General features: G+C 54.8%; 8 protein-coding genes. 1 reads left to right on the forward strand and 7 read right to left on the reverse strand.

The window, feature by feature from the left end:
* Nucleotides 1–17 precede the first annotated feature (17 nt).
* From LN244_RS09785 to LN244_RS09800, 4 genes are all read right to left on the reverse strand, one after another.
* Nucleotides 18–4001 carry a response regulator gene (locus LN244_RS09785; protein WP_239039605.1) on the reverse strand — a complete coding sequence of 1328 codons (3984 nt, stop codon included), beginning with the start codon at nt 3999–4001 and terminating at the stop codon, nt 18–20.
* Between the two features lie 85 nt (nt 4002–4086).
* Nucleotides 4087–5235, reverse strand: coding sequence for a response regulator (locus LN244_RS09790; RefSeq protein ID WP_239039606.1), 1149 nt, complete (start codon nt 5233–5235; stop codon nt 4087–4089).
* Between the two features lie 243 nt (nt 5236–5478).
* The gene (locus tag LN244_RS09795; protein WP_239039607.1) at nt 5479–6954 is read right to left on the reverse strand and encodes a DUF3360 family protein; all 1476 of its coding nucleotides are present in this window, start codon (nt 6952–6954) and stop codon (nt 5479–5481) included.
* A 101-nt stretch (nt 6955–7055) separates the two neighbouring features.
* Nucleotides 7056–7838 carry a CLCA_X family protein gene (locus LN244_RS09800; RefSeq protein ID WP_239039608.1) on the reverse strand — a complete coding sequence of 261 codons (783 nt, stop codon included), beginning with the start codon at nt 7836–7838 and terminating at the stop codon, nt 7056–7058.
* A 56-nt stretch (nt 7839–7894) separates the two neighbouring features.
* On the opposite strand from LN244_RS09800, the gene LN244_RS09805 reads away from it, so the two are divergent.
* Nucleotides 7895–9565 carry a VRR-NUC domain-containing protein gene (locus LN244_RS09805; RefSeq protein ID WP_239039609.1) on the forward strand — a complete coding sequence of 557 codons (1671 nt, stop codon included), beginning with the start codon at nt 7895–7897 and terminating at the stop codon, nt 9563–9565.
* A gap of 122 nt (nt 9566–9687) precedes the next feature.
* On the opposite strand, the gene LN244_RS09810 is transcribed toward LN244_RS09805, so the two are convergent.
* From LN244_RS09810 to LN244_RS09820, 3 genes are all read right to left on the reverse strand, one after another.
* Complete coding sequence (locus LN244_RS09810) at nt 9688–11226, reverse strand: tripartite tricarboxylate transporter permease (RefSeq protein ID WP_239039610.1); 1539 nt, start codon at nt 11224–11226, stop codon at nt 9688–9690.
* Nucleotides 11227–11230: 4 nt separating this feature from the next.
* A complete protein-coding gene (locus LN244_RS09815) occupies nt 11231–11704 on the reverse strand; it encodes a tripartite tricarboxylate transporter TctB family protein (RefSeq protein WP_239039611.1) in 474 nt (157 codons plus the stop codon).
* Nucleotides 11705–11792: 88 nt separating this feature from the next.
* On the reverse strand, nt 11793–12776 hold the full coding sequence (locus LN244_RS09820; protein WP_239039612.1) for a tripartite tricarboxylate transporter substrate binding protein: 984 nt from the start codon (nt 12774–12776) through the stop codon (nt 11793–11795).
* Between the last annotated feature and the right edge of the window lie 47 nt (nt 12777–12823).

Below are 12823 nucleotides of genomic sequence, written 5' to 3' on the forward strand. Positions count from 1 at the left end.
CATTTGGATAATTTAGACTAATTCCTGCATTGGTCAATAGCGCCCCGCTGTTGCCGAAGGATAACTTGTGCCTGCTCATAGTCGAATTCATCTACTGCCTTGCAGAGAACATCAAACTGATTGCCCAATACCAACTTCAACACGGCAGTCTGGTCATGTAAAAACCGGACAGCCTCAAAATCAGCCGCATCCAACAACTGCTCCAGCTCATCACAGATCGAATCCAAGGTATCTCTTGTTACATCAAGGCTGGCTTCAGGGGCTTCTGCTTCAGTAAGATCCAGTCGTTTCAATGCGGCAAGCAAGCACTGCAGGCTCTCTTTCAATTCAGCCGGCGGGTGTGGCACCCCACCTGTCCCTGATGACAGCACGTCTTTCACCTGCTGCTCGTACTCTGCGGCAAGCTGCGCAACCTTATAAGCACCGATCTGCCCTGCACTGCCCTTCAAGGAATGTATCAATCGTCTTGCTTCTTCCTTGTCATCCCTTCGCAGGGCGCCGATTACCAGCGCAATGCACGCCTGCTGGCCGACAATGAATCGTTGCAGAAGTCGTCTGTAGAGGGAGTGGTCATGCATCGCCAGGCGCAATCCCGTCAAGGTATCCACACCATCGATTTGGAGTGCTGTCAGGTCCCCTGAGGGCGTTTCCGGGCCGGTCTGTGATCTGATCGCATTCTTTTGAGCCGGCCTCATCCATTTCAACAGGACATCCCAGAGCCGCTCAGGATCAATCGGTTTGGCCAGGTAATCGTTCATTCCTGCTGCCAGACAAGCTTCACGATCATCACTCATCACATTGGCTGTCATCGCCACAACAGGAAGGGTCTGATGGTTGTGTAGCTCCCGCAGTTTGCGGGTCGCAGTCAAGCCATCCATGATCGGCATCTGCATGTCCATCAATACCAGGTCATAACGGTTTTTGCCGATCATCTGCAGGGCTTCAGCACCGTTATTGGCAACGTTGACCTCCACGCCCACCTGCTTCAGCAGCTCAACAGCTACTTCCTGATTGAGCAGATTGTCTTCTACCAGCAGCACATTCGACCCTCGCAGAGTATTTCGCAGCCCAACCCGCCAGGCCAGAGAACGCGACCGCTCTTGTTTGCGGGCATCAGCCGCATGATGCTTGCCGGGCGATTGAGTCAGGACATCAAATAACAGCGAGGGCTGTATCGGCTTGGTCAGAATGGCATCCAGCAGGTTACTGACTTGATCGGTCAACGCCTCACCAAAAGGCGTCATCAAAATCACCCGAGGAAGCGCAGTCGGATATACTTTGCGAATCTGTTTGGCTGTCGATATTCCGTCCTGATGGGGCATGTGCAAGTCCAGGAGAACCACGTCATAGACGTGTCCTTGCAACCGGGAAGCAGCCAGTTGCCCCATCGCTTCATCTGCCGAAGCCACAATATCAGCGTTGAACTGCATCCGAGCCAACATGGCGGCTATCGCCTCGCGGGCACACGCATTGTCATCGACAACCAGCACCGAAAGTCCCCTGAGATCATGCCCGGGCTGGAAACGGTTCTCTCGTTGCCCGGTTGCGGGATCAAGCGGGAGGGTGCACCAGAATCGGGCGCCTTCGCCCAGCGCACTTTCTACCCCTATGCAACCTCCCATGATCTCGACCAGATGCCTGGAAATTGCCAACCCCAGACCACTACCACCATACTTGCGCGTGGTAGAACCATCCGCTTGGGCAAAGCTGTGAAACAGTTTTTTCTGCTGTTGTTCCGAAATACCTATGCCCGTGTCACGTACACTCAGCTCAAGATCTCCTGCAGAGCCTTGACGACAACTCAGCTCGGCACGCACTTCAATTTCACCCTTGTCAGTGAACTTGACCGCATTATTGGCAAAATTAAGGAGAATCTGCTGCAAGCGCAGGGGGTCACCCATGAGCCGGTCAGGCAGCTGCTCATCCAGATGGACAATCAGTTCTACCCCCTTCTCTGCGATTTTTGGAGCCAACAGGTCGGTCATTTCGCTGACCAGTTCTTCGAGGCTGAATTCCACTCGCTCCAGCTTCAGCTTGCCGGCCTCAATTTTGGAAAAATCGAGAATGTCATTAATGATGCTCAGGAGGTGCCTGCTGGACTGTTCGACCTTGCTCATATAATTGCTTTGACGTTCATCAAGCTCGGTCTGTTGCAGTAAATGAGTCATGCCAATAATGGCATTCATGGGCGTGCGTATTTCGTGACTCATATTCGCCAGAAAATCAGCCTTGGTTTGTGCAGCGTCTTCTGCCAGACGCCTGGCCTGCTCCATGCGCTCCATCGCCTGACGCTCAGCCGATATATCAATCAGCATGCCGACAAGGCCTTTGCTCATATCATCCGGGTCTACCGCTCGTGCCTGCATTCGACTCCAGAAACGTGATCCATCCTTACGCACCAGCTCTCGCTCTTCGGCGAAAAAGCCTCGATCCCCTATATCAGTTTTGACATGCTTGCCTACCTCAACAAAAGCACACTCGTCTGGATACCAGCATCGGGTTGACTGACCTATGAGTTCACCGGCCTCGTAGCCCATCATCTGTTCAAGACAGCGGTTGCAGCGCAAAATCTCACGATTACGAACAAACACAATGCCCGCCATGGCCGCGTCAAACAAAGCCTGCTGCTGGCTGTTTGCCTCCTGAAGACTTTGCGCCAATGCACTAAGCTCTCGGGTACGTGCTTCAACCAGATCCTCGAGATGCAGACGATGTTGCTGCAGCTCTTCCTCGGTTTTTTTGCGGTCGGAAATGTCATTCGACACCACATGCAGAATGTCCTTCTCGTCGCGGCGAATGGCGGTAATCATCAGTTCGGCCGGAAAGGACTGTCCGCTGGCTCTAAGACTTTGCCACTCCGTACGGACGCTGCCTTTTGTTTCAGCCGTCGCCAGTATCTTGAGCAATGCAACGGCTGAACGCTCTCCGTCAGGCTGCACTTCAGGCGAGATATCCAGGGGCGTCAATCCCTTCAACTGCTTGAAACTCTGCATCTGCAGCATATCCAGTGTTGCCTGGTTCGCGGCTATGAAATGGCCGTTCTCAATTAATGCGATTGCCTGACGTGTATTCTCGAACAGCATACGAAAGCGTTCTTCGCTATCGGTCAGTGCTGCTGTCCTTTGCTCGACTGCCCGGCTAAGGGTTCTCAGCCATGCCAACGCAGCCAGAAGTGCCAACAGCAGGAATAGAGAGGTATAGAGGACCCAGGAAACCCAAGCCGGTGTTTTGGCTGGGTTAAGCGCAATACCAAGCCAATAGTCCGATAAATCCTGCTCTTCTTCAGCGGAGAACAGACCAAACCCCTGCTCCACTTCGATTTTCAGCTGCTCATTACCAATCCCGACTGCCCAGCGGCCGGAGGCGGTGTATAGGGGAGCGGTATGGCGGAACTGCGATTCCAGTCCCTTCTGCCCCAGAAAATAGTGAGCAATCGGAGAATGCCCGCAAAAGACATGGATATTGCCCTGTGCGGCAGACTCAACCATCTCCGGATAAGTTTCAAAGAGAAGCTGGTTACCCAAGCCCTGTTGTTGCAAATAGGTAGAACACAGATCGCCCTTTCGTGCCCCGATCAGGAAGCCCTCTGCAGAAGCTGCATCCGTAATTCCTCTGATTTCCTCATGAAAAAACAGCACCACATCAGCCTGGATCCAGGGCTCGGAAAAAAGGAAGGTCTGCATTCTCTCAGGGGATGTTGCGATTGCATCAACCACATCGGCCTCACCGTGCTGTACACGACGCAGGGCTTCAGCCCATGGCATGCCTTCAAGCTGAACCATCCGCCCCGTCTTTTGCTGCCACAAGGCCCAGCGGTCGATGATCAGCCCACGCAACTCACCATTAGAATCTCTGTATGCGAAAGGTGGTTGGCGGTCGGCAACCACCACGCGCAGAGGTGGCCGCTCAGCGTCAGCGCGTGCCGGTTTGCTGCACAGCATTACCACTGTTGCCAGAGCCAACAACACCCAAATAGATGCTTTAAGCCATGAGCAGATCATCAGGGTTCTCCATTCGCTGATCTGAGTTCGTGAATCACCCAGCGTGGACGAACACTGTCATTCCGCGCAGTCAGGCGGCTACCACTTAAATGGAACACTTTTCGCGTAAGGTGTGTGAGATAGCGATGAATTGATCCCGGCAGGCCATGAAGGCATCCACCACATCCGGGTCAAAGTGAGTCCCCCTGCCCGACGCAATGATGTGGAGTGTTTCATCAATCTCCATGGCATCCTTGTAGACACGGTGACTGGTCAGGGCATCGAATACGTCAGCCAACGCCATCAGCCGAGCAGACACGGGTATATCATTTCCAGACAGTCCTGCCGGATAGCCGCTACCATCCCATTTTTCATGATGGTATCGCGCGATTTCACTGGCGATATGCAGAAAGCTGACCGCTTCCTGTGCCTGCTCCGAATTGTATTCCTTCACCCCGGCGAGAGCCTGTTCAATCGCATTATCAATGGCATAACTGCCAATCTCGGAGTGAGTTTTCATCACTTCATATTCTTCGGACGTCAGGCTGCCCGGTTTGAGCAAAATGGAATCCGGGATTCCTATTTTGCCGATATCATGCAATGGTGCCGCGCGTACGATCTCTTCGAGTTTACTGCCCTTCAGGGCCTCTCTGAAACGAGGGTGATCGGACAAGCGGTTTGCCAGGATCTCAACATAGGCTTGTGTTCGTGCAATATGGAAACCGGTCTCCTGATCACGAATTTCAGCCAGGCAGGCCAGAGCACGCACACTCAGGTCACGAATCAGGTGATTTTCCTGAACCTGATGATTCACTTCACCCTCCAGCCAGCGATTGTGGGAAGCCAGACGATCACGTGAAGCTTTAAGTTCAAGATGGGTTTTAACTCGTGCTTTAACGACAGCAGGGCTGAATGGCTTGCTGATGTAATCCACTGCGCCCAATTCGAGCCCTTTTTCCTCATCTTCGGCTGCACCCAATGCAGTAATGAAAATGACCGGGATGTGCTGGAGATCCTTTTGCATCTGCAGCTTTTCCAGGACCTGATAACCATCCATGCCCGGCATCATGACATCCAGCAATATCAGATCAGGTCGAGGGTCGCTGCCGGCAACCTTTAAAGCGGTCTGACCAGAATTCGCTGCAAGCACACGGTACTCCGGCTGCAAGACTTCCCCTAGCAACAACAGATTCTCGGGCACATCGTCCACAATGAGGATAGTTTTTGCACCACTGATCGTGCCTTTTATCGTCAAGGCAAGCCCCCCTTCCAACTCTCATTCACCACCAGAGTGAGAGCGTTTTCATCTTAAACAAACATAGTTGCTTTAACAGATAATGCTAACATAAGACTTTTAGTAAAAGAACGACATTTGTGACACATTAATCCAATCTTAACGGATTAGGAGAGGGTTGAAACAATAGAAGAGCCGGGATGGTGCTGAATATTCAGCGAAAGCAGGAGACCGGCATCTATCCGGCCTCCTCATGACAAGCAATTACTGCGAGGTATGGAAAGATTCAAGCAGTGGCGGCAAACCAGGAAACATGCCGATAGCGGCCATCAGTGCACAAAGGATTACGAAGACACAGCCAGGCACAACCCAGCGGCCCACATGGCCAAGCTCCTTGCCACGCTCCTTGCAGCCGATCAGCCCCAGATTGTCCAGCAATACGGTCAAAGACCAGCCAAACACAGGGTTCACCAGTGCCGAGGAGAAGATCACCACCGCAGCCGACTGAGTGGTCTTGCCTTCACGGGTCATCTGCATGCCTGCCTCAAGCAAGGGCAAATAGACTCCCACAATCAGTGCCACACTCAATACCGGCTGCCAGATCGCCAGGTCCATCGGGTAGCCACAAATGGCGGCCACAATACACAGCAGCCCCGTCAGGATGGCGCCTCCCGCAATTGGGCGGCGGGCAATGGCGGCCGGTACGATATAAGTTCCCCAGGAGGACGTAATGTTGCCGCCCCCCAGCAGGCTTCCGGTGACCTGCCGCGCCGATGCCGATACCATCGTATCGTCGATATCCATCAAAACTTTTTCGGTTTTGGGAGGATAATTGATCTCCTGAAACACACGATGCCCCAGAAAGTCCGGAGACCACATGGCGACAGCAAGAATGGCAAACGGCGCCACCGCGATAAAGTGATGCAGTTGCGGCAAGCCCAACTGCCAGCCGGTCTCATCACCCCACCAATACATCGGATTCAGGTTGGGTATACCGGGTTCAGTGGTAAATTCGAAAGGTGCGCCAAAAGCAAAGGACAGCCCGGCAGCCAGCAAGGCACCCAGCGGTACCGCCAACCAGCGCTTCTGAATATGCTCCAGATAGGCATACATGATGATGGTGCCGAGAATAACGATGAAGGCCAGATAGGCCATATCAAACCCTTCAGCCCAGGCAAAAAGCTTCTTGATCTGGCCGGTCACGCCGATAAAACCCAGATACAACAACAGGCCGCCACACACCCCATTACTGGTGAGTTTAGCCAGCAGGCTTCCACCTTTGGTAATGCCCAGGATAAACCCGAACACCCCGACCAGAAGTCCCAGAGCCATGGGGTGGCCACCTGAGGCAACGATCAGCGGGATCAAGGGAATCAGAGGGCCGTGAGTACCGGCAAGGTTAGCCGTCGGGTTCAGGAAACCCGACACCAGAATGACAAAGAGTACGGCGGCAATCAGCAACTCGTAACGGACGTTTTCGATCACAAACGCGTCGGGCAAGCCCAACTGCGTTGCAAATGCAGCGACAATCGCCGCCACCATCACGATCTTGCCGATGGTGGCGGCCATGGCCGGTACCCAGTCTTCTATTTCGAAGCGATAATCGCGGAACGGAAGATTGGGGCGCCAGCGCCGTGGCTCCATGCTCTGCAGTTCGTGATCCAGATAGTCGGCACGCGTGGCAAATTCCGCACGTGGTTTTCGCCGTCCCTGGTAGCTCGAAGTGTGTGCCTTAGACATATGCGCTCTATGTTGTCGGATGGAAAGAGCGCGCGATTCTAGGTACGTAACTATCAGATAACAATGGACATTTAGGCTAATACGGCAACATTGTGTTGCACCTATGATGACGCCTTTTTCAAGGCAGATCCCAGTGCTGAAAAATAGTCTGCAAAAGTTGAATTGACGCTATCCCGTTGCAGGCCTCGAGGATACAAACCTGCTTTGGCTTCTTCAGATTGCAGCGTACCCTTAACCAGAAAGTGATTTTTGATTGCACTGTCCTGAACAAAGGCTTCAAAAGCGCGTGCACACAACTCCTCTGGACGACTGTAGTACACCACGCCCAAACGTCGATCCATCGCGGCCGAGCATCGAAACAGATCACTGGCCTCCTTTCCATCGGGCGCCAGCAAAACAGCTTGAAGACACCGCAAGAAGCGGTCATTCAATGGGTGGACGACAGGCGTTGCATCTTTCAACCAGGCCGAAGATGCAAACATGCCTGCCGGCACATCACTGAACACCTTATCGGCCAGATAGTGGTCCAGAGCATGAAACCATTCATGAGCGATGCTGCCCGGCCCTGCGTTCTTGGCCAGCGCAAAGGTTCGCTGTGTCGGATCGTAATGTGCTGATACACCCGGCCGACCTCCGGTACCATACTGCAGCCCCAGAGTACCTCGCAGCGAAATCAGCGGTTCAGGGCCACGCAAGATCTGCATCAGATCGCAGAGCGCATCGTAGAACAGCAGGGCTGCTCTTTCCCGCTCGGCGGCAGTCACCCAGCGTCCCAGCTCGATTGAACGAAAATCAAAACGACGACGGATATCGACGAAATCCACTGCCTGGCCCCGACGGTGATCCGGCCCCTGGCGATAGAATGCCTTTTTCTGTATCGTCATGACTTGCTCCCGACTTTCCAACATCCAACAGTTGCTCAGGCACTTCCCGATCATCCGTGGTGAACCCATCTTTCTCTGCCCTGCGCCCGGCCGATCTTTCGGACCCGTTATACTATCTGCACAACGCCCGCACGCTGCTGTCATGGGTGATGCAGGCCCACGGCGACCTCCTGCAGACCGACGAGACGCAGTTGTTACAACAGCTGTTCAGTTTACCAGATGAGGCCCAGGGCCTGCTGTTCAGAATGGTCATGCGCAAGGGTGAGTGGTTCCGCCGCGACCAGTTGAAATACGGCGAGTTGACTGAAATCGACGAGGCCTTGAATACCCTGGAACAGACGGGCCTGATCGACACCGCCCCTTGCTGCGAGGCCGAGACGCTTGCTGCGCTCTGTCGCAAGGATGAGCTGCTGCAACTGTGTCAGTACCTCTGGCCGGACAAACCGCTTCCCAGACAGACACGCAAGCGTGAGTTGATGCAGATGTTGCTCGAGCCGAAGCGCCCGGCGCAAGCTCTGCTCGACTGGTGGCCATTGGCACCTTTCAGGCTGATTCGACTGACCTGCATGCCACTGATGGATCGCATGCGACTGATGTTTTTCGGCAACCTGCATCAGGACTGGTCAGAGTTTGTGCTGACAGAGTTGGGACATCAACGCTATGAGACTGTCCAGCTGGCTACCGATAACCGTGCCTTCAGCTGTAGATCCGAGGTGGACCTCTACGTTCAGCTGTTCCGGCTGCAACAGGATCTGGATGAGGGGGCCGATGCAAAACAGCTGTGTGATCAGCTACCGGGGGAATGCCAAAACCGCTGGCTGGAAAACCGCCGTCAGAAACTGGCATTTGCCCTCGCCCAGGTCATCGAGCGTGAAGGCGATACCCGAGCCGCTCTTGCAATGTACCGGGACAACCCACACCGAGAAGCCCGTCTTCGATTCCTGCGTCTGATGGAGAAATCCGCTTCACCGGAACGGACTTTCACATCGGCCCAACTGGCCATGGAGCAGATAACACAGCCGGAAGCGCGTATCCGTATCGAGCGCATTCTGCAGCGGAGTGCAAAAAAAGCGGGGCGCCCCTTCACACCCAGCTCCCAAACAGTGATTCCGCAACAGACACTCGAGCTGCAGCCATCCGGCGAATTACGTGTGGAAGCGCTGGTTATCCAACATCTGCAAACCGAATCGGGGCAGGCATACCATGTCGAGAACCGGTTGTTTACCGGGCTCTTTGCTCTGCTTTTTTGGCCCGCACTTTTTGCCCCCGTCAAAGGCGCCTTCTTCCACCCCTTCCAGGCAGGGCCTGCAGACCTCTATCGACCTGATTTTGCGGGTAAGCGACAGGCTCTGATCGACGAAGGGTTCAAACAACTCGAGGATGGCCGTTATCGCGATACCATTCTGGATACGCTGCAACAAAAGCGGGGAATCCGCTGTAGCCTGATCCACTGGCCCACGCTTGATGACGCGCTGATTGAAAATGCTCTGGCCTGTATTCCGGCCAGAGATTTAAACGCCATTTTCCGACACCTGCTGCTCGATCTGAGGCATCACCGCCGTGGAATGCCAGATCTGATCTGGCTGGACCCTGAACAGCATCACTACAGGTTGATTGAAGTAAAAGGACCCAACGACCGACTGCAGGATCACCAGCGACTCTGGATGACGTTTTTCGTCAACCAGGGAATCATGGCCAGCCTTTGCCAGGTTCGCTTTCTCAACTGACCCCACCTCACAGACTTTCAACTGGCAAAAAAATGCCGGCATCTGCCGGCATCTGAAATGGTCAGCGCAGCTAATTTTCTGGCTGTCGCTGACCGAGCACGCTCACAACTTCAATCAGAACTTCACCCCTCACCTTCATTGACAGCCACTTCAGCCCCGCGGGTACGTGCCTTGCCAATCATCGCGGACAACAGCGGGAACAGCAGTACAAACACCGCTATCAGAGTGATTGTCAGCGTCAGGGGCCGATCCCAGAGAAAGGAGAAGCTGCCATCGGTCATAGTCAGGGCACGCCCCAGGTTCTTTTCCATGATGCCCCCAAGAATAAAGCCCAGCAGCATGGGAGCCATCGGAAACTCCAACAGCTTCAGGAAGATGGCGATCACCGTGATCAGCACCATCATCTGAATATCGAAGGTATTAAAGCTGACCAGATACACCCCGGTGATCGAGAAGAACAGAATCAGCGGGATCAGGATCGGCCGCGGAATGGCCAGCAGACGCGAAATATAAGGAATCAGCGGCAGGTTCAGGATCAGCAGCACCAGGTTGCCGATGTACATGGAAATGATAACCGACCAGAACACATCGGGGTTATCCATGAACAGACGCGGTCCCGGCTGAATACCATAGGCGATCAGCGCCCCCAGCATGATAGCGGTAGTACCTGAACCTGGAATACCCAGAGTCAAAAGCGGTACGAATGAGCCGGTAGAGGCCGCATTATTGGCAGACTCCGGCGCCGCAAGACCACGCAGTGCTCCTTTGCCAAATTTCAGTTTCTCCTTGGCCGAAGCCAGATTGCGCTCCAGTCCATAGGCCAGAAAGGAAGCAATGGTGGCACCAGCTCCCGGCAGCACTCCCACGATGAAGCCGAATACCGAAGAGCGGCCAATGGTCGGTGCGACCTCCTTCACCTCTTCACGACTCAGTTTCATGCTGCCGAGCGCCGCCATATCCATCTCGGGTTCCTGTTCGTTGTGCTGACCACGCATGACCGTCATAACCACTTCCGTCAATGCAAACGTTGCCATCGCCAGCAACAGGAAGCTGACCCCATCGATCAGATCAACGCTGCCAAAGGTAAAACGGGTGGTCCCCGAGGTGATGTCGGTGCCGACCGTGGCAATCATGAGGCCAAACACGGTCATCAGCAGCGCCTTGATGACCTGTCCCTTGCCGGAAAATGCCGCAACCGCCGTCAGGCCCAGCAGCATCAGGGCAAAATAATCGCCGGACTGGAAGCTCAGGGACACTGACGCCAGAGCCGGTGCAGCAAACAGCAGAATGATGGCGCCGATGGTGCCGCCGGTAAACGACGAATAGGCCGCCAATGCCAGCGCCTTGCCGGCTTTGTTCTGCTGAGCCATAGGGTAGCCATCAAACGCCGTGACAACGGTACTGGCACACCCCGGTGCGTTAATCAGGATTGAAGACGTGGAACCACCGAACACCGCGCCATAGTAAACCCCCGCCATCAGAATGATGCCGGACGCAGGGTCAAGCCCATAGGTGATCGGGATCATCAACGCAACGGCAGAGATGGGGCCCAGCCCTGGCAGCATGCCGATGAACGTGCCCGCAAAACAGCCAACCACAACCATCAGCAGATTGAAAGGCATGACCGCAGTGGTCAGCCCCGTCAGAATTCCATCCCACATGGCTTCAGACTCCCAGCATTAGGGTGAAAAAACGCCCCGGTGCCAAATAGATATCCAGCAATTGGGACAACAGGAACCAGAGCACGACCGCAAAGGGCACCGAGGCCACCAACAATGTTTTAATGCTGCGAACCCCCAGCAGCCAGTAGCCACCCACCAGAAACAGGATGGTCGACAGCGTGAAACCCATCCAGGGCAGCGCCATGGCAAACAGGGACACCAGCAACAACAGTTTGGCCACCAGCCAGAAATCATATCCGGCCAGCTTCAGGCGCCCTTCAACAGAACGGTCGGCGGTTACCAGCAGCGCGATCGAGAGCACACCGCCTATGATTGCCAATGCACTGGGCAGCGACTGAGCGTTGAACGGCTCATATTCATCCCCAGGCAGCAGCGGAATCTGACCTGCATAGTAGCCATAGGCCACTGAGAGGCAGAGGAAAACCAGGCCACCGATATGGTCTTTGGTAATGGACATGGGAAACTCCTCAAACGGAACAGGAAGGGACAACGATCATCGTCCCTTCCCTGGCAAGCCCGGGTGCGCGCCCGGGCCAAACTGCGGGTTACTTCAGGAACCCAAGCTCACGCATCAATGCACCGATCTCCTCTTCCTGCTGCTCCAAGAAACTGACGAACTCGTCACCCGGACGAAAATCCTCGGCCCAGCCGTTACGATCACGCACGACTTTCCATTCGGGGGTGTCATACATTTTTTCGAGCACAGCGATGAATTCATCACGCTTGCTCTGCGGCAAGCCGGGAGCGCCAAAGAAACCACGCCAGTTTACGAAACTGGTGTCATAGCCCAGCTCCTTCAGCGTCGGCACATCGGGCGCGGCTGAAGAGCGCTCGTGGCCGGTCATCGCCAGGATGCGTACCTCGCCGGCTTCAGCCAGTACCAGCGCTTCACTGAATCCGGTCGAGAGCACATCCGCCTCACCGGAAAGCAGGCCGGCCATTGCCTTACCACCTGCGTCATAGGCCAGATATTTCACTCGACGCGGATCACCGCCAGCCGCCTTGAACGCCATAGCCGCCACCAGATGATCCATGCTGCCACGTGCCGACCCTCCCACGACGGTTACCGAGCGCGGGTTCTCCAGGTAGGCATCGGCAAGTTGGTTGAAGCTGGTATATGGGGAATCGGACTTAACGACAAATGCGCCAAAGTCACCAACGGTAGCCGCAACCGGGGTGAGATCACGAAAGGACTGCGGGAACATCTTGGACAGGGACCGGATCACGATGGGCGTTGAGTTGACCATCAGCGTATCGTGAGACTGGTCGGCGATCTCGATCAGGTGAGCGATCGCCTTGCCACCGCCGCCACCAGAGAGGTTCTCGTAGGACACAGTCTCAACAAGACCGGACTTGGAGAGCGCTTCACCCGTACCACGGGCAGTACCATCCCAGCCACCACCGGCCCCGCCGGGGATCAGGAAGTGAACACTGTCTACGGCGGCCTGTGCCACCCCAGTGCCAAGACAGGCCACCAGTGCAGTAGCCATCAGAGTGGAGCGGCGACGAGAAATCATTTTGGAGAGCATAGCTTTTCCTCTTTTATTGTTGTGTCAGCCTGAGCCTTGAGGAAAGG

This window comes from Marinobacterium sediminicola (assembly GCF_022343685.1).
In the GTDB taxonomy this organism is placed as follows: Bacteria; Pseudomonadota; Gammaproteobacteria; order Pseudomonadales; family Balneatricaceae; genus Marinobacterium; species Marinobacterium sediminicola.

Coding starts and splice junctions, on each gene's coding strand:
- LN244_RS09815 (WP_239039611.1), bottom strand. CDS start 11,704: ATGTCCATTACCAAAGACCATATCGGTGGCCTGGTTTTCCTCTGCCTC.
- LN244_RS09820 (WP_239039612.1), bottom strand. CDS start 12,776: ATGCTCTCCAAAATGATTTCTCGTCGCCGCTCCACTCTGATGGCTACT.
- LN244_RS09800 (WP_239039608.1), bottom strand. CDS start 7,838: ATGACGATACAGAAAAAGGCATTCTATCGCCAGGGGCCGGATCACCGT.
- LN244_RS09810 (WP_239039610.1), bottom strand. CDS start 11,226: ATGTGGGATGGAATTCTGACGGGGCTGACCACTGCGGTCATGCCTTTC.
- LN244_RS09795 (WP_239039607.1), bottom strand. CDS start 6,954: ATGTCTAAGGCACACACTTCGAGCTACCAGGGACGGCGAAAACCACGT.
- LN244_RS09785 (WP_239039605.1), bottom strand. CDS start 4,001: ATGATCTGCTCATGGCTTAAAGCATCTATTTGGGTGTTGTTGGCTCTG.